The 21,147-nt window shown below is 72.0% G+C and carries 22 protein-coding genes; 12 read left to right on the top strand and 10 right to left on the bottom strand.

The features are described 5' to 3' along the window. Nucleotides 1–16 precede the first annotated feature (16 nt). Nucleotides 17–724 carry a TVP38/TMEM64 family protein gene (locus CP975_RS04670; RefSeq protein WP_055532282.1) on the bottom strand — a complete coding sequence of 236 codons (708 nt, stop codon included), beginning with the start codon at nt 722–724 and terminating at the stop codon, nt 17–19. A 49-nt stretch (nt 725–773) separates the two neighbouring features. Between CP975_RS04670 and CP975_RS04665 the strand changes: the two genes are divergently transcribed. From CP975_RS04665 to CP975_RS04655, 3 genes are all read left to right on the top strand, one after another. Next, nucleotides 774–1,472, top strand: a complete 699-nt coding sequence (locus CP975_RS04665; protein WP_055532296.1) for a DNA alkylation repair protein — start codon at nt 774–776, stop codon at nt 1,470–1,472. Nucleotides 1,473–1,763: 291 nt separating this feature from the next. Next, nucleotides 1,764–2,933 carry an elongation factor Tu gene (tuf, locus tag CP975_RS04660; RefSeq protein ID WP_055532280.1) on the top strand — a complete coding sequence of 390 codons (1,170 nt, stop codon included), beginning with the start codon at nt 1,764–1,766 and terminating at the stop codon, nt 2,931–2,933. A gap of 172 nt (nt 2,934–3,105) precedes the next feature. Continuing rightward, a complete protein-coding gene (locus CP975_RS04655; RefSeq protein WP_055532294.1) occupies nt 3,106–3,897 on the top strand; it encodes a spermidine synthase in 792 nt (263 codons plus the stop codon). On the opposite strand, the gene CP975_RS04650 is transcribed toward CP975_RS04655, so the two are convergent. From CP975_RS04650 to CP975_RS04640, 3 genes are all read right to left on the bottom strand, one after another. Next, on the bottom strand, nt 3,859–5,190 hold the full coding sequence (locus CP975_RS04650) for an MFS transporter (protein ID WP_055532277.1): 1,332 nt from the start codon (nt 5,188–5,190) through the stop codon (nt 3,859–3,861). The two genes, CP975_RS04655 and CP975_RS04650, sit on opposite strands and share 39 nt — an antisense overlap. A gap of 103 nt (nt 5,191–5,293) precedes the next feature. Further along, a complete protein-coding gene (locus tag CP975_RS04645; RefSeq protein WP_055532275.1) occupies nt 5,294–6,400 on the bottom strand; it encodes a DUF8017 domain-containing protein in 1,107 nt (368 codons plus the stop codon). A gap of 163 nt (nt 6,401–6,563) precedes the next feature. Continuing rightward, nucleotides 6,564–7,535 (bottom strand): DUF8017 domain-containing protein, encoded by a 972-nt coding sequence (locus CP975_RS04640; protein ID WP_055532273.1) that lies wholly within the window; start codon nt 7,533–7,535, stop codon nt 6,564–6,566. Between the two features lie 100 nt (nt 7,536–7,635). Here CP975_RS04640 and CP975_RS04635 point away from each other — a divergent pair, with 100 nt between their 5' ends. Then, on the top strand, nt 7,636–8,094 hold the full coding sequence (locus CP975_RS04635) for a DUF4442 domain-containing protein (protein ID WP_199783072.1): 459 nt from the start codon (nt 7,636–7,638) through the stop codon (nt 8,092–8,094). 115 nt (nt 8,095–8,209) lie between these two features. Continuing rightward, nucleotides 8,210–8,875 (top strand): DedA family protein, encoded by a 666-nt coding sequence (locus CP975_RS04630; protein ID WP_055532266.1) that lies wholly within the window; start codon nt 8,210–8,212, stop codon nt 8,873–8,875. 33 nt (nt 8,876–8,908) lie between these two features. Here the strand turns inward: CP975_RS04630 and CP975_RS04625 are convergent, their stop codons facing one another. Beyond that, the gene (locus tag CP975_RS04625) at nt 8,909–9,442 is read right to left on the bottom strand and encodes a gamma carbonic anhydrase family protein (RefSeq protein ID WP_055532264.1); all 534 of its coding nucleotides are present in this window, start codon (nt 9,440–9,442) and stop codon (nt 8,909–8,911) included. Between the two features lie 129 nt (nt 9,443–9,571). On the opposite strand from CP975_RS04625, the gene CP975_RS04620 reads away from it, so the two are divergent. Further along, nucleotides 9,572–10,327: an acyltransferase gene (locus tag CP975_RS04620; RefSeq protein ID WP_055532262.1), complete on the top strand. Its 756-nt coding sequence runs from the start codon at nt 9,572–9,574 to the stop codon at nt 10,325–10,327. Between the two features lie 32 nt (nt 10,328–10,359). Here the strand turns inward: CP975_RS04620 and CP975_RS04615 are convergent, their stop codons facing one another. Further along, nucleotides 10,360–11,223 (bottom strand): DMT family transporter, encoded by an 864-nt coding sequence (locus tag CP975_RS04615; RefSeq protein ID WP_055532260.1) that lies wholly within the window; start codon nt 11,221–11,223, stop codon nt 10,360–10,362. Nucleotides 11,224–11,343: 120 nt separating this feature from the next. Here CP975_RS04615 and CP975_RS04610 point away from each other — a divergent pair, with 120 nt between their 5' ends. Next, nucleotides 11,344–11,928, top strand: a complete 585-nt coding sequence (locus CP975_RS04610; protein ID WP_055532257.1) for a helix-turn-helix domain-containing protein — start codon at nt 11,344–11,346, stop codon at nt 11,926–11,928. Between the two features lie 42 nt (nt 11,929–11,970). After that, the gene (locus CP975_RS04605; RefSeq protein WP_055532248.1) at nt 11,971–12,531 is read left to right on the top strand and encodes a YbaK/EbsC family protein; all 561 of its coding nucleotides are present in this window, start codon (nt 11,971–11,973) and stop codon (nt 12,529–12,531) included. 8 nt (nt 12,532–12,539) lie between these two features. Here CP975_RS04605 and CP975_RS04600 read toward each other — a convergent pair whose 3' ends face one another. Continuing rightward, complete coding sequence (locus tag CP975_RS04600; RefSeq protein ID WP_055532246.1) at nt 12,540–13,712, bottom strand: acyl-CoA dehydrogenase family protein; 1,173 nt, start codon at nt 13,710–13,712, stop codon at nt 12,540–12,542. After that, entirely contained in the window at nt 13,709–14,905 is a 1,197-nt protein-coding gene (locus CP975_RS04595; RefSeq protein WP_055532244.1) for a CaiB/BaiF CoA transferase family protein, read from the bottom strand. The genes CP975_RS04600 and CP975_RS04595 overlap by 4 nt, the downstream gene beginning before the upstream one ends. Nucleotides 14,906–15,221: 316 nt before the next feature. On the opposite strand from CP975_RS04595, the gene CP975_RS04590 reads away from it, so the two are divergent. Together CP975_RS04590 and CP975_RS04585 are read left to right on the top strand one after the other, a co-directional pair. Continuing rightward, the gene (locus CP975_RS04590) at nt 15,222–15,974 is read left to right on the top strand and encodes a GNAT family N-acetyltransferase (RefSeq protein WP_150476600.1); all 753 of its coding nucleotides are present in this window, start codon (nt 15,222–15,224) and stop codon (nt 15,972–15,974) included. After that, on the top strand, nt 15,971–16,810 hold the full coding sequence (locus CP975_RS04585) for a lysophospholipid acyltransferase family protein (RefSeq protein ID WP_208835538.1): 840 nt from the start codon (nt 15,971–15,973) through the stop codon (nt 16,808–16,810). The genes CP975_RS04590 and CP975_RS04585 overlap by 4 nt, the downstream gene beginning before the upstream one ends. Here CP975_RS04585 and CP975_RS04580 read toward each other — a convergent pair. Then, entirely contained in the window at nt 16,794–17,861 is a 1,068-nt protein-coding gene (locus tag CP975_RS04580) for a chitinase (RefSeq protein WP_150476599.1), read from the bottom strand. The two genes, CP975_RS04585 and CP975_RS04580, sit on opposite strands and share 17 nt — an antisense overlap. 126 nt (nt 17,862–17,987) lie before the next feature. Continuing rightward, entirely contained in the window at nt 17,988–18,443 is a 456-nt protein-coding gene (locus CP975_RS04575; protein WP_055534955.1) for an Lrp/AsnC family transcriptional regulator, read from the bottom strand. Between the two features lie 142 nt (nt 18,444–18,585). Here CP975_RS04575 and CP975_RS04570 point away from each other — a divergent pair, with 142 nt between their 5' ends. Further along, nucleotides 18,586–19,608, top strand: a complete 1,023-nt coding sequence (locus CP975_RS04570) for an asparaginase (RefSeq protein ID WP_055534952.1) — start codon at nt 18,586–18,588, stop codon at nt 19,606–19,608. 103 nt (nt 19,609–19,711) lie between these two features. Next, a complete protein-coding gene (gene aspA, locus CP975_RS04565; RefSeq protein ID WP_030776736.1) occupies nt 19,712–21,115 on the top strand; it encodes an aspartate ammonia-lyase in 1,404 nt (467 codons plus the stop codon). Nucleotides 21,116–21,147: the final 32 nt, after the last annotated feature.

The following is a 21,147-nucleotide window of genomic DNA, read 5'->3' as shown; positions in this document are numbered from 1 at the left end:
GCGGGGCCAGTGGGCGTCAGCGGCCGCTGCGGAAGTGGTGGCGCTTGAACCAGGCGACCGTGGCCCCGGCCAGACCCGTCACCGCGATGAAGCCCATCGCGATCAGGAAGACCGGCGACGTCGGCGTCGAGGCGCGGGCACCGGCGACGACGTACGCCGCCGTGTTCGGAATCGACCCGAGGCCCGTGGCGATCAGGAACGGCAGCCAGCCCATGCGGGAGACCGCCGCGCAGTAGTTCGCCGCGGCGAACGGCACGCCGGGGAAGAGCCGCGCGGCCAGCATCGACCGGAAGCCGTGCCGGCTGAGCTGGCCGTCCGCGGCCTTCAGCCAGCGGCCCCGCAGCAGCGGCCGCAGCGCGTCCTGGCCCAGCATCCGGCCGAGCCCGAAGGCGATCCCGGCACCGAACACCGTGCCCGCGACCGCCGCGACGAGACCCGCCTGCGAGCCGAAGAGCGCGCCGGCCGCCAGATTGAGCAGCGGCCGCGGCACGAACGCGGCGGTGCACGCCCCGTACGCCACCGCGAACAGGGCCACCGCCGTGGCGCCGCCCAGCTGCGCCGGCCACCCGTCGGAGAGGAGCCGCTGCGGTTCGAACAGCAGCACGCACGTCCCCGCCGCCGCGAGCAGCACCACGAGCAGCGACAGCCGTGACCACGGAGACAGCAGCGCCCTGGTGCAGCGCACGGCGAAGCCCTGGGGTCGGGCGGTTGCGGTCTCGAACATTTGGGAAGACTAACGGGCTGATGTGTCTGATCGCCGTATGGTGCGTCTCATGAGCGTCACAGTCCCGAGAAGTGACCTGGCCGACGCGGTTCTCGACCGGCTCGTCGAGAGCTACTCCGCGGCGGCCGACCGGCCGCAGGCCGCTCGGATGCGCGCGTATATGAAGGACATCGCCCCCTTCCTGGGGCTGACCTCGCCCGTGCGCCGCGAGCTGGCCCGCGCCGTGCTCGCCGGGACGCCGCGCCCCGACGAGGCGGACTGCGCGGCGATCGCGCTGCGCTGCTGGGCACTGCCCGAACGGGAGTACGCCTACTTCGCCGTGGACTACCTGCGCAGTCACGTGAAGCGCTGTTCGTCCGCCTTCCTGCCCGTCGCGCGTCACCTCGTGACGACGCGCTCCTGGTGGGACACCGTCGATCTGCTCGCCGCGCACGTCGTCGGCGGCCTGGTCGCAGCCGACCCCGGGCTGCGCGCGGCCATGGACGAGTGGATCGAGGACGAGGACCTCTGGGTGGCCCGCACGGCTCTCCTCCATCAGCTGCGCCACAAGTCGGCGACGGACGCGGAGCGTCTCTTCGCCTACTGCGTACGGCAGTCCGGGCACCCCGACTTCTTCATCAGGAAAGCCATCGGCTGGTCCCTTCGGGAGTACGCCAAGACCGATCCGGAAGCGGTACGCGCCTTCGTCGGGCGCCAACGGGACCGGCTCTCCCCGCTTTCGGTGCGGGAAGCGCTGAAGAACCTCTGAACCGGGTGCGAGCGAAAATCGTTCGACGCGGGCGCCCCCTTCGGTGAGGATCAGACGCATGTTCCGGTACGCCTTCCTCGCAGCCACGCCCGCAGTCGCGGGCGCTGCGAAGGCTGCCGACCTCGCCCCTGTCGCCCCCGACGCCTTCGACGGCGCCCGAAGCTGACCCTCCCCGGACACTCCGGCGGACCCCGCAGGGGGAGGGTCGGTCCGGCCCCGGGGTCCCCGTCCCGCCCGCGCGCACGCCGCGGGGCCGGGGCAACAGCTTCGAGTTCCGGAGAAGGAACCACCATGCCCAAGACGGCTTATGTCCGCACCAAACCGCACCTGAACATCGGCACCATGGGCCACGTCGACCACGGCAAGACCACGTTGACCGCCGCCATCACCAAGGTCCTCAGCGAGCGCGGCACCGGCACGTTCGTGCCCTTCGACCGCATCGACCGCGCGCCGGAGGAGGCGCAGCGCGGCATCACCATCAACATCGCGCACGTCGAGTACGAGACGGACACCCGGCACTACGCGCACGTGGACATGCCGGGCCACGCGGACTACGTCAAGAACATGGTGACCGGCGCCGCCCAGCTCGACGGGGCGATCCTCGTCGTCTCGGCGCTCGACGGGATCATGCCGCAGACCGCCGAGCACGTCCTGCTCGCCCGTCAGGTCGGCGTCGACCACATCGTCGTCGCCCTCAACAAGGCCGACGCCGGGGACGAGGAGCTGACCGACCTCGTCGAGCTGGAGGTCCGCGACCTGCTCTCCGCGCACGGGTACGGCGGGGACTCCGTCCCTGTCGTACGGGTCTCCGGGCTCAAGGCGCTGGCGGGCGAGCCGCGTTGGACCGCCGCGATCGAGGCGCTCCTCGACGCGGTGGACACGTACGTGCCGATGCCCGAGCGCTATGTCGACGCGCCCTTCCTGCTGCCCGTCGAGAACGTGCTCACCATCACCGGGCGCGGCACCGTCGTCACCGGCGCCGTCGAGCGCGGCACCGTCCGCGTCGGCGACCGCGTGGAGGTCCTCGGCGCCGACACGGAGACGGTGGTCACCGGCCTGGAGACCTTCGGCAAGCCCATGGAGGAGGCGCAGGCCGGGGACAACGTGGCGCTGCTGCTGCGCGGCCTGCCACGCGACGCGGTCCGCCGCGGCCACGTGGTCGCGGCGCCCGGCAGCGTCAGCCCGAAGCGGCGCTTCACCGCGCAGGTGTACGTCCTGTCGACCCGCGAGGGCGGCCGTACGACGCCGATCGCCACGGGGTACCGGCCGCAGTTCTACATCCGTACCGCGGACGTGGTCGGCGACGTCGACCTCGGCGGGGCGGCCGTGGCCCGGCCCGGCGAGACGGTCACGATGACGGTCGAACTGGGCCGCGACGTCCCGCTGGAGACGGGTCTCGGATTCGCGATCCGCGAGGGCGGCCGCACCGTCGGCGCGGGCACCGTCACGGAGGTCGTCTGACGGGCCATGACCCCGCACCGCCCGCCCCGGGAGCATCGGGCCCCCGGGGCGGGCGGGCACAATGGAGCACGTGGACGAGCACGAGCACGAGTTCGAGACCGCCGCCGGGGCCGGGCCTCCGGACGAGGCGATTCCGGTGATCCGGGAGGTCGATCACGGCACCGCCAAGCTGATGCCCGACGTCGACCGGGAGCGGGCCTGGCTGCTCACCGTCGACGGGGCGCCCCAGTCGTACGTGGACCTGGACGCGCCCACCCATGTGGAGTTCGAGTACGCGCGCCGCGTCGCCCACGTCCTGGACACCGCGGCCGGACCGGGCTTTCCGCTCGACGTCACCCACCTCGGTGGCGGCGCCCTCACCCTGCCCCGCTATGTCGCCGCCACCCGGCCCGGTTCCCGGCAGGACGTCGTCGAGGCCGACCGCGGGCTGCTCCGACTGGTCGCCGAGCGACTGCCGTTGCCCGCGGACTCGGGGATCACCGTGCACGGCGCGGACGCGCGGCAGTGGCTCGACGCCGCGCCCGACGACAGCGCCGACCTCCTCGTCGCCGACGTCTTCGGCGGCTCCCGCGTGCCCGCGCACCTCACCACGGTCGCCTACGCGAGGGCCGCCGACCGCGTGCTGCGCCCGGACGGCCAATACGCCGCGAACCTCGCCGACGGCGCGCCCTTCGCCTTCCTCCGCTCCCAGCTGGCCACCTTCGCCGAGGTCTTCGAGGAACTGGCCCTGATCGCGGAACCGGCCGTGCTGCGCGGCCGCCGCTTCGGGAACGCGGTCCTCATCGCCTCGCACGCCCCCATCGACATCGCGGCACTGGCCCGGCGCACGGCGTGCGACGCCTTCCCCGCCCGCGTCGAACACGGCGAGCCGCTGCGGCGCCTCATCGGCGACGCGAAGGCCGTACGCGACGAGGACGCGGTCCCCTCACCCGAGCCGCCCGGCGGGGCCTTCAGCATCGGCTGAGGTCGCGGCGACGGCGTCCGCGGAGCCGACGGCGCGGGGCGCGGGCACCCTCGTCACCTCCTTCGTACGCCGTGTCAGGTTGCGTACGTCGGGGACGAACAGGACGGCCGCAGTCACCAGCACCACGAGCGCCGCGCATCCCCACAGCGACGAGGAGCGCCCGAACGCGGACTCCGCGGGGCCGGCGAGGGCCGTAGCCAGCGGGACCATCGCGATCGAGCCGAACCAGTCGTAGGCGGCCACGCGCGACAGCTTCTCCTCGGGGATCTCCTGGTGCATCGCGGTCATCCAGGAGACGCCGAACACCTCGATCGCCACCCCGCTGACGAACATCACCGCGGCGAGCCCGGCCACCGGCAGCGGCACGGCCAGCGCCGCCGAGGGCGCGGCCAGCGGGAAGACGCAGAGGGTGCCCGCGAAGAGCAGCCGCCGCGGCTTCCACCGCATCATCAGGAACGCGCCGCCGACCGTGCCCGCGCCGAACGCGCCGAGCGCGAGGCCCCAGGGCCCCGCGCCGCCCAGCTCGTCGCGGGCGACCAGCGGCCCGAACACCGATTCGGCGGCGCCGACCACCGCCACCACCACGGAGAACTGCGCCACGATCGACCAGAGCCAGGGGCGGCCGGTGAACTCCCGCCAGCCGTCCCGCAAATCGGAGAGGAGCCCGCCGCCCGGCGCGCGCTCCGGGATGTGGCTGACGTCGAGGAACGAACGCAGCGCCCCCGCGGCCGCGAACGCCACCGCGTCCACGGCGAGCACCCAGCCGGGGCCCATCGCCGCGACCATCAGCCCGCCGAGCGCGGCTCCGCCGAGCCCCGCGCCCTGCATCGCGAGCCGGTACATCGCGAAGGCCCTGCTGACCTGCTCCCCGCTGACCGAGGACATCAGCATGCCCTCGGCCGCGGGCCCGAAGAAGGCCTGGCCGACGCCGCCGAGACCGGTGAGCAGCATCATCTGCCACAGCTGTGGCTCGCCCGCGATGACGAGCCCCGCGAACGCCGCCTGCGACACGCAGTTGAGGGCGTTGGCGGCGACCATCACATGGTGACGCGGCAGCCGGTCGGCGACCGCCCCGCCTATGAGCAGGAACAACACGAGCGGCAGCGTCCGCGCGGCCGCCACGAGCCCGACGTCCCCGCCGTCGCCCCCGGCGTCGAGAACCGCGAACGCCGCCGCGATCAACGCCCCGTGGCTTCCGAGGTTCGTCACGATCGCGGCGGCGGTCAGCAGCGTGTAATTCCGCCCCGCCCAGGAGGGGCGGCGGCGTGGCGCGGAGGCGGGAGTCGTCGTCACCCAGGGACTATCCCCGGTGGTCGGCCAACTTGCCAAACCGTTTCTGCGATGACTCGGAACGCGCAGTGATTCAGAACGTGCAGTGACTCAGAACGTGCCCCGCTCAGGACTCCTCGGAAGCCGCCTCGCTCCATCGCACGGTGGCGAGGATCTTCTTGACCGTGGCGTCGGAGACCTCGTCCTTGACGCCCTTGGCGGAGTAGAGGGTCCAGGCCACGTACTCGCCGGCCTCGTTCTTGAAGGCGAACGTGGTGGCCTTGCCCTCGGAGTCGCACTTGGCGGAGGTGGCCGCGCCGGACGTCGTCGAGGTGGCGACGCTGCCCTTGACGCCCGACTTGGTGGTGTACTCCTCCACCTTGCCGATCTTGATCTTCTTCTTGTCGGCCTTGGTCTGCTCGGTGTAGCCGCCGAAGACCCACCAGGCCGAGTCGTTGCGCGCGACGTCCTTGGTGTTCTTGGCGCCGTTCTGGCCCTTGGTGCCGACCGCGGCGAGCGAGGTGTCGTCGGGCTTGCCGTCGTCGTCGCTGTCGGACGTGCACCACTTCTCTTTGTAGTACGCGGGCGCGGACATGCCGATGATCGCCTTGGTGCCGTTGTCCTTGCGGTCGTCGAAACCGATGAACGTGCCCGGCGTCTTGACCTCCCAGTCCGCCGGGACGTCGAAGGCGGTGCCCCACTTGGGGTTCACCACGACCTGCCAGCCGGGGACCGTCGGCTTGTCCTCGCCGCCCTCACCGCGCTCGTTGCCACCATCGGTGGCCGTCGGGCTCGGCTTCTCGGTGACGGACTTCGAGGGCTTCGCCGGGCCCGCCTTGTCGTCCTTCTCGTCCTTGTCACCGCCGAGGACGAGGAAGCCGGTGACGCCGGCCGCCACCACCACGGCCAGCGAGGCGACGATGGCCGTGATCTTCGTCTTGTTGCCGCCACCGCCCAGGCCACCGCCACCCTGGCCGCCGGCGCTCTGCTGCGGAATCCCGGGCGGCGGCGTCGGAGCGGCCCACTGCGGCTGCTCGGGCTGCGAGAACGCGCCCGGCTGGTGCTGCTGGTAGCCACCGGCCGGCGGTTGCTGCGGGTAACCCCCCATGGGCTGCTGCTGGTACCCCGGCTGCTGATAGGGGTTCGGCGCCTGGTACCCCGGCTGCTGGTACGGGTTCGGATTCTGGTCCTGCGGGTTCTGCTCGCCCCCGGGCGGCTGCTGTTCTGGCCACATGGCCAGTAACCATAGAGGTGCCGGGGCGTCGGTTGCCACGGGCGTCCCCGTCGGGCGTCCGCCGACGGGGGAACGCGGGCGCGGAGCGCGGGCGGTACGTACGGAGATAGCGGGGAAAAGCGTCAGGATTCCGTCGGGTCGCCCCGGAGGGCATCGGCGCCGCTCAGTCCTCGGGCATCTCGTACTCGCGCACGGTCGAGAGGATCTTCTTCACGGTCGCGTCGGGAAGCTCGCCCGCGACCCCCTTGGCACCGTGGAAGGACCAGGAGGCGAACTCCCCGCCCGAGCCCTTGAAGGCGAACACCGTGGCCTTGCCGTCGGAGTCGCACGTGTCCTGCTTCTCGACGCCCGCCGAACTGGCGCTCACCAGACTGCCGCTGAGACCCGACTTCGTGGTGTACGACTCCACGGCGCCGGTCGTGACCTTCTTCTTGTCGGGCTGCGTGTACGCGCCGTAGACCCACATGGTGGCGTCGTGCCGCGCGGCTTCCTCGGTGCTCCTGACGCCCCTGTTGCCCCGGGTGCCCGCGGCCGCCAGCGCGGTGTGGTCCTTGACGCCGTCCCTGTCGTCGTCGCTCGCGCACCACTTCTCCTTGAAGTAGGCGGGAGCGGCGAAGGCGGCGATGAGCGGGGCCGATTCGTCGTCGGCGTCCTTCTCCTCCACGATCCCGCCGGCCCAGTCCCTGGCGCCCAGGGACCACTCGGGAGGCACGTCGAACGCGATGCCGCGCCGCGGGTTCACCACGACCTTCCAGCCGGGCACGGTCGGTTCGGGGTCGCCGCCCCCGGCGCGGGGGTTGTCGGCGGAGCCGGACGGGCTCGCGGAGGCGGCGGACCGCGTCGGGTCCGGCTTCGCGGTGTCGTCCTGGTCGCCGCCGAGCAGCAGGAACCCGGTGACGCCGGCGGCCACGACGACGGCCGCGGCCGCGGACAGGGCGATCACCTTGGTCCGCCTGCCGTTGCCCGGCGGGGGCTCGGGCGCCGCGCCCCGCGGGTCGCCGGGCATGGTCGGAGCGTCCCAAGGGGCTTGCTGCTGATAGGGGTTGGGCTGTTGGTACCCGGGCCGCCGGTACGGGTTCTCTTCCTGGACCCGCGGGTTCTGTTCGCCCCCGGGCGGCTGCTGTCCATGCCACATGGGCGTCAACGATAGGTGACGGTGATCCCCGGCGATCCCGGGGACCACCGGGATGGAGGGCCCTGGTCAAGCGAGGCTACCCATGGGTAACATCGCGGCCATGAGCGCAGACCAGATGTCGATCGGCGAGATGCTCGCCGCCACGGTGCCGATGGCCAGGACCCTGAACCTCGAGTTCCGGGAGACCACGCCGGACAAGGCCGTGGTGGCCCTGCCGGACCAGAGCGACTACCACAACCACGTCGGCGGCCCGCACGCCGGCGCCATGTTCACGCTGGGCGAGTCCGCGAGCGGGGCCATCGTCCTCGCCGCGTTCGGCGCGCAGCTCTCCCGCGCCGTGCCGCTCGCCGTCAGTGCCGAGATCGCGTACAAGAAGCTGGCCATGGGCCCCGTGACGGCCACGGCCACTCTCGGCCGCCCCGCCGCCGACGTGGTCGCCGAGCTCGACGCGGGACAGCGCCCGGAGTTCCCGGTCGCGATCGAGATCCAGCGCGCGGACGGCGCGGTGACCGGCGAGATGACGGTCCTGTGGACCCTGCGGCCCAACGACCCGAGCTGACGGCGGCGCCCCGCCCGAGCCGCCCCCGGTGATCCCGGACGGGTAGGCTGCCCGGCGTGCGCGGCCGTGTGGCGCGTACGCCGGGCAGGTACTTGGACTACGGGAGGAACCGGCGTTGCACGTCCAGGAGTGGCTGGAGCAGGTGCCAGCCGTCAGCATCTACGCGCTGGTGGGAATCGTCATCGGTCTGGAGAGCCTGGGCATTCCGCTGCCCGGTGAGATCGTCCTGGTCTCCGCGGCCCTCCTCTCCTCCCAGCACGGTGACATCGACCCGGTGATCCTGGGCGTGTGCGCCACAGCGGGCGCCATCATCGGCGACTCCATCGGGTACGCCATCGGGCGCAAGGGCGGTCGGCCGCTGCTGGCCTGGCTGGAGCGGAAGTTCCCCAAGCACTTCAGCGCGGCCAACGTCGCGACCTGCGAGCGGTCCTTCCAGAAGTGGGGCATGTGGGCGGTCTTCTTCGGCCGCTTCGTCGCCCTGCTCCGCATCTTCGCGGGCCCGCTCGCGGGCGTGCTGCGCATGCCGTACTGGAAGTTCCTCGTCGCCAACGTCCTCGGCGGCATCGTCTGGGCCGGCGGCACCACCGCCGTCATCTACTACATCGGCGTGGTCGCCGAGGACTGGCTGAAGCGCTTCTCCTACCTGGGCCTCGCCATCGCCGTCCTGATCGGCGTCGGCTCGATGCTGTTCGTCAAGCGCAGGGCGAAGAAGGCGGCGGCCGAGGCGGAGGCCGCCGGGACGGCGGTGCCCGAGCGGGAGCCCGTCTCCGTCGGTGACTGAGTCATTCGGCGACTGAGTCACCCAGCGACCGAGTCACTCGGTGGTGTGCGCCTCGCGGTGGGCCCTGGCCAGCTCGACGTACATCGTTCCGTTGTAGGAGATGCCCTCGCGCTCCTCGTCGGTGAGCGGCCTGCGCACCTTGGCGGGCACGCCCGCGACCAGTGAGCCCGGGGGCACCCGCATGCCCTGCGGCACCAGGGCCTGCGCGGCGACCAGCGAACCGGCGCCGATCACCGCGCCGTTGAGGACCGTCGCGCCCATCCCGATCAGGCAGTCGTCCTCGACGGTGCAGCCGTGCAGCACGGCGTTGTGCCCCACCGAGACGCGCTCGCCGATGGTGATGGGGAAGCCGGGGTCGACGTGGAGGGTGCAGTTGTCCTGGATGTTGCTGTCGGCGCCCACGACGATGGGCCCGCAGTCGGCGCGCAGCACCGCGCCGTACCAGGCGCTCGCCCCCGCGTGCAGCGTCACCTCGCCGAGCACGACCGATGTCGGCGCGGTGAAGGCGTCCTGGTCGATCTTCGGGTCCTTGCCGCCGATGCCGGTGATGAGTGCCTCGTGGCCCATCGACTCGCTCCCTCTTCGGTACGTCCCTATGCGTCGTTGCTGACGGCACCGTACGGGACGCGGCCGTGTGGGGTGAAGATCACAGGCCGTGGGCCTGCGGGGTCCGGTGGCACTGAGTAACGTGAGCGCGTGCCCAAGAACAGGAACACGTTCTCGTCCTTTGCCGCCGCGCAGCGCCGCCTCGCGCAGCGCGCGGTCCACGCGGGCTGGGCGTGGGTGCAGCGCACGGGCGCGGTGACCGCCGCGCACCCCGGACGGCTGCGCTTCGCCGCGATCGGCGAGGGCACGAAGCTCGCCTTCCCGCAGGGCACGGTCTTCGGGGAGCCGTGGATCCGGCTCGGCGACCACTGCGTCGTCGGCGAGCACGTCACGCTGACCGCCGGGATGATGCCGGACCTCGACCTCGGTCCCGAGCCGATACTGAGCATCGGCAACGGCGTCGTACTCGGCCGCGGCAGCCACGTCATCGCGGACACCACGGTCACCATCGGCGACGACTGCTACTTCGGCCCCTATGTGTACGTGACGTCCACCAACCACTCGTACGACGATCCGCACACGCCCATCGGCAAGCAGTGGCCCCGGATGGATCCGGTGGAGATCGGCCCGGGGTGCTGGGTGGGGACGGGCGCGGTCATCCTGCCGGGGGCCCGGATCGGGCGGAACGTCGTGGTCGCCGCGGGGGCGGTCGTGCGCGGCGAGGTGCCCGATCACGCGGTGGTGGCGGGGGCGCCGGCGCGGGTCGTGCGTACGTGGGACGCCGATCTGGGGTGGCAGCCGCCCCTGCGGACGCCCGCGCCGGTGCCGATTCCTGACGGGATCACGCCGGAACAGTTGATCGCCCTCGGGGAGTTGGGCGAGCTGGGCGAGCTGAGGGAGGGCTGAGCCGGGCGCTCCGCCGCGCGGGCCCAGGGGATTCAGCTTGCCAGGAGGACCGTGCCGACCAGGGCCAGGCCCGCGCCCGCGGCCTGGATTCCGCGCAGCCGTTCCTTGAGTACCGCCATGGCGGCGAGGGCCGTGACCACCGGGTAGACGGAGGAGAGCACCGCGGCGACCGTGACCGGGCCGTTCTGGGCCGCCACCGAGTACGTGCCGTTGGCCGCCACGTCCGCCAGGCCCACGAAGGCGAGGGCGGGGACCAGCGCCCACAGGACGCCCACTCCGGAGCCCTCGGGCAGCGCCCTGCCGCCGCGCCTCACCGAGACGTACAGCGCGGTACCGCCCGCCATCACATTCGTCACGCGCTGCACGAAGAGGGCGAGGAACAGGCCGGTCAGGCTGCTGGAGGCCTCGGCGATCAGCGCCATGACGCCGCCGAAGCCGAAGGCCGCGACCAGCGTGAGCAGGACGGCCTGCCGCTGGACGGGCGCGCCGCGCAGCTCGGGGCCGCCCGCGAGCACGATGCCCGCCACCGCCACGGCGATGCCCGCGAACTGCGCCACCCCGGGCCGCTCACCGAGCAGCAGCCCGACGCCGACGGGCACGGCGACGCCCAGCGAGCCGAGCGGCGAGACGACGCCCATCGGGCCGAGGGCGAGAGCCTTGTAGAACGCGAGCATCGCGACCGGGCCGACCAGGCCCGCGCCCACCGCGAACCACAGCTGCGGTCCCCACTCCGTCCAGCCGCCGGTCGCCGCCACGATCACGCCGAGCACGACCACGGCGATCGTCTGCGAGGCCATGACCACCGTGAGGGCGGGGACGCGCCGGGTCAGCAGTCCGCCGCCGAAGTCGGCGAGGCCCCACAGAAGGCTGGTGGCCAAGGCGAACAGTACGGTCATGGAGGGGCCTCGCAGTACAGTGTGTTGAACCATCGGGAAGCATCAGGTGCACCACACCGTAGTGCACTATCGTGAACTCTGTCATCCAAAATATTGGACGGCCAACACAGTGGACGGAATGTGTCGGACCTCGACCAGCTGACCCAGTCGCTCGCACGCAACCTCAAGCGCTGGCGCAATGAAAGGGGCTTCACCCTCGACGCCCTGGCGGCCCGCGCGGGCGTGAGCCGCGGCATGATCATTCAGATCGAGCAGGCCAGGACCAACCCCAGCGTCGGCATCACGGTGAAGCTCGCGGACGCGCTGGGCGTCAGCATCACCACGCTGCTCGACTACGAACAGGGCTCCCACGTCCGGCTCGTGCCGGCGGAGCAGGCGGTGCGCATGTGGTCGACGGAGGCGGGCAGCAGCACCACGCTCCTGGTCGGAGCCGAGGCGCGCGGCCCCTTCGAGCTGTGGTCCTGGCATCTGATGCCGGGCGAGGGCAGCGACTCCGACGGACATCCGCCGGGCACCGTCGAGCTGCTGCACGTGTCGCGGGGTGAACTGACGCTCGTCGTGGACGGCGCCGAGCACCTCGTCACGGCGGGAACGGGCGCCACCTTCGAGGCCAACGTGCCGCACGGCTACCACAACAAGGGTGCCGAGCCCGTCGAGATGACGATGTCGGTCTCGGTGCCGCCCGCCCACGCGTCCGCCTACTGACCGCCGCCGGCCCGACCGATCGACGGCTGTTAGCGTGCCGCCATGCGTGCTCCTCTTGGTGGTTTCGACGTCGTCCACCCCGCCCCCGAAGTCCTCGACCTGCTGGTCGCGCCCGTCGCGGAAGCCGTACGAGGCTGGAACGGGCCCGTCCCCGCCGACGAGTTGATCCATGTCGACAGCGACCCGCGGTGGGCCGACACCGCGACCTTCCTTGAGCACTACGGCCCCGAACTGCTCGATCAGTCCGCGAACTGCGTCGTCGTCGCGGGCAAGCGCGGTGGGGAGACCACGCTCGCCGCGTGCGTCGTGCCGTCCGGGACGCGAGTGGACGTGAACGGCGTAGTGCGGCGCCAACTCGGCGCCCGCAAGGCGTCGTTCGCTCCGATGGAGACGGCCACGGGCGAGACCGGCATGGAGTACGGCGGCATCACGCCGATCGGGCTGCCCGCCGCGTGGCCGCTGCTCGTCGACGCCGTCGTCGCCGATCTGCCGTACGTCCTCGTGGGCAGCGGAAGCCGCCGCGGCAAGCTCATCGTGCCCGGCAAGGTCTTCGCCGGGCTGCCGAACGCGGTGGTCATCGAGGGGCTCGGCACCGCCGCCTGAGGGATGGCTCAGGCGTCCAGCCCGCCGCGCGCGACGAGTTGACGCGCGATCACATTGCGCTGGATCTCGTTCGTGCCCTCGCCGACGATCATCAACGGCGCGTCACGGAAGTAGCGTTCGGCGTCGAACTCCGTGGAGTAGCCGTGGCCGCCGTGGATGCGGACCGCGTCCAGGGTGATCCGCATGGCCGCCTCCGACGCGAAGAGCTTGGCCATCCCCGCCTCCATGTCGACGCGCCGGCCCGCGTCGGCCTCCCGGGCCGCGTGCAGGGTGAGCTGCCGGGCCGCGGAGAGCGAAGTCGCCATGTCCGCCAGGTAGTTGCCGATGGACTGGTGCTGCCAGATCGGTACGCCGAACGACTCGCGCTGCTGGGCGTAGCGCAGCGCGTCCTCGAAGGCGGCCCGCCCCACGCCGAGCGCGCGGGCCGCGACCTGGAGCCGCCCCGTCTCCAGGCCCTTCATCATCTGCCCGAACCCCCTGCCCTCGACACCGCCGAGCAGCGCCTCGGCCGGGGCGCGGTAGCCGAAGAAGGACAGCTCACAGCTCTCCACGCCCTTGTAGCCGAGCTTGGGCAGATCGCGCGAGACGGTCAGGCCGGGGCCGTGCTCGACGAGCAGGACGGAGATGCCGCGGTGGCGGGGTTCGGCGTCCGGGTCGGTCTTGCAGAGCAGCGCGATCAGCTGGGAGCGGCGGGCGTTGGTGATCCAGGTCTTCGCTCCGTCGACCACGTAGCCGCCGCCGTCCTCGTCGCGGCGGGCGATCGTGCGCAGCGCCTGGAGGTCGGAGCCGCCGCCCGGTTCGGTCAGCGCCATCGTGGCGCGGACCTCGCCGGTGGCCATGCGGGGGAGCCAGCGGCGTTTCTGCGCGTCGGTGCCGAAGTGCTGGAGCAGCTTCGCGACCACCGAGTGCCCGCCCATCGCGCCCGCCAGGCTCATCCAGCCGCGCGCCAGCTCCTCGGTGACCAGGACGTAGCAGGGGGTGGAGACGGCGGTGCCGCCGAACTCCTCCGGCACGGCGAGCCCGAAGACGCCGAGTTCCTTCATCGTCTCGATGAGCGCCTCGGGATGGGCGTCGGCGCGCTCCAACTCCCTTGCTACGGGCCTGACGTGGCGTTCGACGAAGTCCCGCACGGTCTTGATGACCAACTGCTCGTCAGGGGAGAGACTGTCGAGGGCGCTCACCGGCAGACCCCCTCCGCGAGCAGCCGCGCGATGGCGTCGGGGTCGCGCCCCAGCTCGGCGAGGATCGCCTCGGTGTGCTCGCCCGCTGCGGGGACCGGGTCCATGCGCGGCGCGACCCCGGAGAGAGCGGCGGGCGGCAGCAGCGCCTCCACGGGAGTCGGCGCTCCCGGCACCTTCACCTCCTGCCAGCGCCCGCGCTCGGTCAGCACGGGGTGGTTGAGGAACTCATGGACCGAATTGACGCCCGCGTTGGCGATGCCGGCCCGGTCGAGCAGCTTCATCGCCTCCTCGCTGCCGAGTTCTGCGAAGCGTACGGAGATGATCGCGTCGAGGGCCTCACGGTGCGCCACGCGGTCGGACCCGGTGGCGAACCGCGGGTCGGCCGCCAGCTCGGGACGGCCGAGGAACTCCGTGCACAGCGCCACCCATTCGCGCTCGTTCTGCACGGACAGCAGCACGTCCTTGCCGTCGGACGCGGTGAACGGGCCGTAGGGGGCGACCGTCGCGTGCCGGGCGCCGACGCGGGGCGGCTGGGTGCCGCCGTACCGCGTGTAGTAGGCGGGCTGGCTCATCCACTCGGCGAGCGCGTCGAAGAGGGAGACCTCGACGGCCGGTGCGCGGCCGGTCGTCGCCCGTGTGAACAGGGCCGACAGGACGCCGCTGTACGCGTACATCCCGCCCGCGATGTCGGCCACCGAGATGCCGACGCGCACCGCCTCGTCGGGGGTGCCGGTGAGCTGGAGGAGTCCTGTCTGGCACTGCACGAGCAGGTCGTACGCCTTGCGGTCGGCCCAGGGCCCGTCCGTGCCGTAGCCGCTGATGGTGCAGGGAATGAGGGAGGGGTGGCGGGCCTGGAGCTCGTCCGCGCCAAGACCCATGCGGACGGCTGCGCCCGGGGCCAGGTTCTGCACGAAGACGTCCGCCCCCGCGAGCAGCTCGTCCAGGATCTCCCTGCCGCGCTCCGACTTGAGGTCGAGGGTGAGGGACTCCTTGGAGCGGTTGAGCCAGACGAAATAGCTGGCCTGCCCGTGCACGGTGGTGTCGTACCGCCGCGCGAAGTCACCGCCGCCGGGCCGCTCGACCTTGATGACGCGGGCCCCCAGATCGGCGAGCTGCCGGGTGGCGAAGGGCGCGGCGACGGCCTGCTCAAGGCTGACGACGGTGATACCGGCGAGGGGGAGGGGAGGTGGCATGCGGCGTTTGTACGGCGTTGGCCGGGGGCCGGTCAATGGGGCCCCGCGCCGGGCGGCCGAGAAGGGTCGCGGAACCGGTGACCGCCGCCCGGCCCGCCGCCCGGCCCGGCTACGGCCGTACGGTCACCGTGACGGGCCCGCCGGCGCCCTCAGGAACGTGTTCCCGACGTGCGCCGGACGTTCCGCGGACGCGCGTCCGAAGTGCGAAGTTCAGGCTGGGCCGCCACCGTGCTGAACGTGCCGCTCGCGAGTAGGGGCTCGCGGGTGGCGCGCATCCGCGCTTGCACGTCCCCACCGAACCGAGAACGGAAGTGTCATGCCCTCGACATCACTCGTTTCGACGGTCACCAGTTCGTACGTCACCTCCATCGCGGACACCACCGAACAGATCAGGGCCGCCCAGCGGCTGCGCCACCACGTGTTCGGCGAGGAACTGGGCGCGGCGCTCGACACGCCCCTGCCCGGGCACGACGTCGACGACTACGACGACCTCGCCGACCACCTCATCGTCACCGACACCGCGACCGGCGACGTCGTCGGCACCTACCGGCTGCTGCCGCCGGGCCGGACCGAACGGTCCTACTCCGACCGGGAGTTCGATCTGCGCGCCCTCGACGGCCTGCGCTCCTCCACCGTCGAGGCGGGCCGCTCCTGCGTGCACCCCGATCACCGCTCGGGTGCCGTCATCAACCTCATGTGGTCCGCGCTCGCCCGTTACGTCCTGCTCTCCGGCCACCGCCACCTGGCGGGCTGCGCCTCCGTGCCGCTGGCCGACGGCGGGCGGGCCGCGTCCAGCGCCTGGCTGCTCGGCACCGCCAAGCACGCGGCGCCGCCCGAACTGCGCGTGCACCCCCGGCGCCCCTGGACGCCGACGGGACCCGCCCCGGAGCGCCCCGCCTACCCCGACCTGCCGCCCTTGCTGCGCGGCTACCTCCGGCTCGGCGCGTGGATGTGCGGGGCCCCGGCGCACGACCCGGAGTTCGACGTCGCCGACTTCTTCGTACTGCTCGACATGGAACGGCTCAGCGCGCGGCACCGCCGCTTCTTCCTGGGCGAGGAGGCGCGGTGAGCCCCTGGGCGCTGGACCCCGGCTGCCCGGCGAGCTGCGCAGCCGACCCGGTGGGGCGCGTACCGCCGGGTGAACTGGCGCGACGGTACGCCGCGTTGACGTACGTGCTGACCCGGGCCGCCGCGCGGGGCGACCGGCTCGCCGCACCCCGGATCCTGCGGAGCGAGGCGCGTGCGGTGCTCGACGCGCTCGGGGTGCGGCTGGAGGCGGGGTCCGCCGTGCGGCTGGGTGCGGATGGCGGCGGCGCGGGCACCCTCGTCGTGGCCAACCACATCTCCTGGCTCGATGTCGTCGCGCTGCTCGCCGTCGAGCCGGTGTGCGTCCTCGCCAAACGCGAGGTGGGCCAGTGGCCGGTGATCGGCGCGCTGGCCCGGCGCGCGGGCACTCGATTCATCGACAGGGGCGGAAGCCCGCGCGAACTCCCCGCGGTCGTAGCGCAGTTGGCGTGCGGGTTGCGCGCCGGCACGTCGATCGCCGTCTTCCCCCAGGCGACGACGTGGTGCTCCGCTGCGGCCGGGCGCTTCCGCCGGGCCGCGTTCCAGGCTGCGGCCGACGCGGGCGCTCCGGTGCGCCCGGTGACGGTCGCCTACCGCGAGGGCGGCGCAGCCACCACGGCGGCGGCCTTCCTCGGAGCCGAGGACTTCACCACCTCACTGCGCCGTGTGGCCGCGGCCCGCGATCTCACCGTACGGATCACGGCGCATCCGCCGCTGTGGGGGACGGACCGGCGGGCGCTGGCGGCCGCCGCGCACCGGTCGGTCACGGGCGCGGCCCGCACACCACCGACGGCAGGCCGCGGCCCGCTCCGGCCCGTGAGGCCTACGTCAATCGCTTGAAGTTGTCCCCGAACGTCCACCCCTTCGACCCGTCCCAGTTGATGGACCACGTCATCAGGCCCTTCAGGGCGCCGTTGTAGTGGTTCCAGGCCTGGGCCACGAGGCTCGGTGACATGTAGCCGCCGCCCGCGCCCGGCTGGGCGGGCAGGCCGGGGACCTGTTTGTCGTAGGGGACCTTGATGGTGGTGCCCTGGATGACCAGGCCCTTGTCGAGGCAGTCGGTCTGTTTCGTGAAGCCCTGGACGGTGCCCGCCGGGTAGGAGTCGCCGGCGCAGCCGTACATGCTGCCGTTGTAGTACTGCATGTTGAGCCACCACAGCCGGCCGTTGTCCGCGTACTTCTTGACGATCGGCAGATACGCGCCCCAGATCGAGCCGTACGTGACGCTGCCTCCGGTGACGTACGCCGTCTCCGGGGCCATGGTCAGGCCGAAGTTCGCGGGCATCCGGGCGAGGACGCCGTCGATGATGCGGACGAGGTTGGACTGGGAGGGGGAGAGCTGGTTGATGTTGCCGCTGCCCACGAGTCCGGTCTCGATGTCGATGTCGATCCCGTCGAAGTTGTACTTCTTCAGGATCGGCACGATCGTCTCGACGAAGCGGTCGGCGACCCGGCTCGAGCTGAGGTCGATGCCGGCCGTCGCTCCGCCGATGGACATGAGGATCGTGGCGCCGTCCGCCTTGGCCTGGCACATCTCGGCCGGGGTCGCGACCTTGACCGTCGAGTCCATCCCGTCCTCCCACAGGACGGTGCCGTCGGAGCGGATCACGGGGAAAGCCGCGTTGATCACGTTGTAGCCGTGCTGGCGGATGCGGGAGTCGGTGATCGGGGTCCAGCCGAAGGGCGGATGGACGCCGTTGGCCGCTCCGTCCCAGTTCTCCCAGTAGCCCTGGAGCACCTTGCCCGCGGGCTTCGACTTGACCGCGCAGGTGTCGGCGGCGGGGGTGGAAGGGGCCGGGCGGGCGGAGGGGGCCGCCGCGGCGGCCGGCAGTTGTGCGACACAGACCATCGCCAGGGCGGTCCCCAGCAGGCGTAACGTCCGACCGATCACACTGTGCTCCTTGCGTGCGAGGGGGGAGGAGACGTGCGTGGTGCGAAGCGTCACGGTAGGAAGGACCGGACCAGCCGTCAATAGGTCTGTACCAAAGAGGAGTGGGGGAAGGTGCCCCCGGGAGGGCTAGCCGCCCACCGGCAGGCCCTTGGACTCCTTGATCCGCTTCATGATGATCTGGGAGTTGACCTCCGTGACACCCGCGAGCGCGGTGAGTCGCTCGATCCACAGACGCTCGTACGCGGCAAGGTCCGCGACGGCGATGCGCAGCAGGCAGCCGGGGCTCCCGAAGAGGCGATACGCCTCGATGACGTCCGGGATGTCCTGGAGCGCCGCCTCGAACGCCTCGACCGTCTCGCGGTCGCGCCGCACCTCGATCGAGACCAGCACCTCGAAGCCCCGGCCGAGCGCCTCCGGGTCGACGACCGCGCGGTACCCCTGGATCACGCCGTCCAGCTCCAGCTGGCGCACGCGCCGCATGCACGGGGAGGCACTGAGGCCGACCCGCTGGGCCAGCTCCTGATTGGTCAGCCGTCCGTCGTTCTGAAGCTCGCGCAAAATATTGCGATCGATCGCGTCCATGACGCAATTATCCACCCCTGTGATCGATTGACCGAGCGGATACAGGCAAGCACATTGCGCGGTGTTCGATCTATCGTTGCGCCGAGGTCGGCCACCACTCGGGGGGCCGTTGATCCTCTGGATTCCTGGGAGGTACGCGGACGTGGAAACGCAGGCGCGACGGATCGTCGTCATCAGCACCGGCGGGACGATCGCCAGCCGCTGGCAGGGAACCGGCTTCGCCGCCGACGCCCCCGGCCGCGAGGTCATGGCCACGGCCGCGATACCCCACGGCATCACCTCCGAGATCATCGACCTGTTCAACGTGAACAGCCCGCGGCTGACCTCCGCCCAGCAGCTCACCCTGCTGCGCACCGTGCACGAGGTGCTGGCCGACCCCGGCGTCGACGGCATCGTCGTCACCCACGGCACGGACACCCTGGAGGAGTCCGCCTTCCTGCTCGACCTGCACCACCACGACCCCCGCCCGGTGGTCTTCACCGGCGCCCAGAAGCCGCTCGGCGCCGAGGGCGGCGACGGGCCCGGCAACCTCTACGACGCCCTGCTCACCGCCGCGACCGTGCGCGACCTCGGTGTGCTGGTCGTCTTCGACGGCAAGGTGCACGCCGCGCGCGGCACCGTGAAGACCCAGACCCTCGCCGCCGACGCCTTCGCCGACCCGTCCGGGCCGCGCGTCGGCAAGGTCGGCTTCGGCAAGGTCTCCATCGAACACCGCCCGGAGCGCCCCGAACCGCTGCCCCTGCCCGAGCCCACCGCCACGCTGCCCCGCGTCGACATGGTCATGCACCACGTCGACGCCGACGCGCTGTTCGTGGAGACGGCGGTCGAGGCGGGCGCCCAGGGCATCGTGCTCGTCGCCACCGGCGCGGGCAACGCGACGCCGGAGTTCGTCGCCGCCATCTCCGCCGCGATCGAGCGCGGGGTCCTGGTCGCCCTCACCACCCGGGTACAGGCCGGGCCCGTCACCGAGATCTACACCCATGGCGGCGCGGTCGACCTCGCGGGGGCCGGGGCGGTCCTGACCGGTACCCTGCGCGCCGGGCAGGCTCGGAGCGCGGTGCTCGCGGCGCTGCTCTCGGCCTCCCGGCCGGGGGAGCGCGAGGCTCTTCTGCGCCAAGTCGTCGGTGAGGGGGCGGCGGCCTTGGACGAGGCTGCGGCTGCCTGAGCGGCACGCTGGAACACGTATCAGTCTGCGGGCCGTATGTGGCTGGTCGCGCAGTTCCTCGCGCCCCGTCGGGGGCGCTTCGGCCCCGGAAGAGAACAACACCATGACCGCCGCCCCCGCCCTCCGTCGCGAACACGACCTGCTCGGTGACCGTGACGTCCCCGCCGATGCCTACTGGGGCATCCACTCCCTGCGCGCCACGGAGAACTTCCCCATCACGGGCATCCCCATCTCCGTCTATCCGCAGCTCATCGACGCGCTCGCCGCCGTCAAGGAGGCCGCGGCCCGCGCCAACGAGGAACTGGGCCTGCTCCCCAAGGCCAAGGCCGACGCGATCGTCGCCGCCTGCCGGGAGATCCGGGCCGGGCACCTGCACGACCAGTTCGTCGTCGACGTCATCCAGGGCGGCGCGGGCACCTCCACCAACATGAACGCCAACGAGGTCGTCGCCAACCGCGCGCTCGAACTCCTCGGCCACCCCAAGGGCGCGTACGAGCACCTGCACCCCAACGAGGACGTCAACCTCAGCCAGTCCACCAACGACGTCTACCCGACCGCCGTGAAGGTCGCGGCGATCAGCGCCGTGCACGGGCTGCTGCGCGCCATGTCGGTCGTGCAGGACGCGTTCGCCGCGAAGGCCCTGGAGTTCCGTGACGTCCTGAAGATGGGGCGCACGCAGCTCCAGGACGCGGTGCCGATGACGCTCGGCCAGGAGTTCTCCGCGTACGCCGTGATGCTCGACGAGGACCGCATGCGCCTCGCCGAGGCCGTCGAGCTGATCCACGAGATCAACCTCGGCGCCACCGCGATCGGCACGGGACTCAACGCCCCCGCCGGGTACGCCGAGACCGCGCGCCGCCACCTCGCCGAGATCACCGGCATGCCGCTGGTGACGGCCGCCAACCTGGTCGAGGCGACCCAGGACTGCGGTGCCTTCGTCCATCTGTCCGGCGTCCTGAAGCGGATCGCCGTCAAACTCTCCAAGAGCTGCAACGACCTGCGGCTGCTGTCGTCCGGCCCGCGCGCCGGACTCAACGAGATCAACCTGCCGCCCGTGCAGGCCGGTTCGAGCATCATGCCGGGCAAGGTCAACCCGGTGATCCCGGAGGTCGTCAACCAGGTCTGCTTCGAGGTCATCGGCAACGACGTCACCATCACCATGGCCGCCGAGGCGGGCCAGCTCCAGCTCAACGCCTTCGAGCCGGTCATCCTGCACTCGCTCGCCAAGAGCATCACCTCGCTGCGTGCGGCGTGCCTGACCCTCGCCGAGCGGTGCGTAGAGGGCATCACCGCCAACACCGAGGTGCTGCGCCACTCCGTGGAGACGTCCATCGGGCTCGTCACCGCGCTCAATCCGCACATCGGCTACACGGCCGCTACGGAGATCGCGCGGGAGGCGCTCGCCACGGGGCGGGGGGTCGCCGAACTCGTCCTGGAGAAGGGGCTGTTGCCGCCGGAGCGGCTTGCGGAGCTGTTGACCCCGGAGCGGGTGGCCGGGGCGGCCTGAGCCCTTTCCGTGCGAGCCGGGTGTGGCTGGTC

This window comes from Streptomyces alboniger, assembly GCF_008704395.1.
GTDB lineage: Bacteria > Actinomycetota > Actinomycetes > Streptomycetales > Streptomycetaceae > Streptomyces > Streptomyces alboniger.
This window is presented reverse-complemented; position numbering and strand designations above follow the sequence as displayed.

What these genes read in the sequence shown, in the direction of transcription:
- CP975_RS04655 (WP_055532294.1), top strand. Translation starts at nt 3,106, where the DNA reads ATGCCCGACGTCGACCGGGAGCGGGCCTGGCTGCTCACCGTCGACGGG.
- CP975_RS04645 (WP_055532275.1), bottom strand. Translation starts at nt 6,400, where the DNA reads ATGTGGCCAGAACAGCAGCCGCCCGGGGGCGAGCAGAACCCGCAGGAC.
- CP975_RS04615 (WP_055532260.1), bottom strand. Translation starts at nt 11,223, where the DNA reads ATGACCGTACTGTTCGCCTTGGCCACCAGCCTTCTGTGGGGCCTCGCC.
- CP975_RS04635 (WP_199783072.1), top strand. Translation starts at nt 7,636, where the DNA reads ATGAGCGCAGACCAGATGTCGATCGGCGAGATGCTCGCCGCCACGGTG.
- CP975_RS04640 (WP_055532273.1), bottom strand. Translation starts at nt 7,535, where the DNA reads ATGTGGCATGGACAGCAGCCGCCCGGGGGCGAACAGAACCCGCGGGTC.
- CP975_RS04575 (WP_055534955.1), bottom strand. Translation starts at nt 18,443, where the DNA reads ATGGACGCGATCGATCGCAATATTTTGCGCGAGCTTCAGAACGACGGA.
- CP975_RS04670 (WP_055532282.1), bottom strand. Translation starts at nt 724, where the DNA reads ATGTTCGAGACCGCAACCGCCCGACCCCAGGGCTTCGCCGTGCGCTGC.
- aspA (WP_030776736.1), top strand. Translation starts at nt 19,712, where the DNA reads ATGACCGCCGCCCCCGCCCTCCGTCGCGAACACGACCTGCTCGGTGAC.
- CP975_RS04590 (WP_150476600.1), top strand. Translation starts at nt 15,222, where the DNA reads ATGCCCTCGACATCACTCGTTTCGACGGTCACCAGTTCGTACGTCACC.
- CP975_RS04605 (WP_055532248.1), top strand. Translation starts at nt 11,971, where the DNA reads ATGCGTGCTCCTCTTGGTGGTTTCGACGTCGTCCACCCCGCCCCCGAA.
- CP975_RS04625 (WP_055532264.1), bottom strand. Translation starts at nt 9,442, where the DNA reads ATGGGCCACGAGGCACTCATCACCGGCATCGGCGGCAAGGACCCGAAG.
- CP975_RS04595 (WP_055532244.1), bottom strand. Translation starts at nt 14,905, where the DNA reads ATGCCACCTCCCCTCCCCCTCGCCGGTATCACCGTCGTCAGCCTTGAG.
- tuf (WP_055532280.1), top strand. Translation starts at nt 1,764, where the DNA reads ATGCCCAAGACGGCTTATGTCCGCACCAAACCGCACCTGAACATCGGC.
- CP975_RS04665 (WP_055532296.1), top strand. Translation starts at nt 774, where the DNA reads ATGAGCGTCACAGTCCCGAGAAGTGACCTGGCCGACGCGGTTCTCGAC.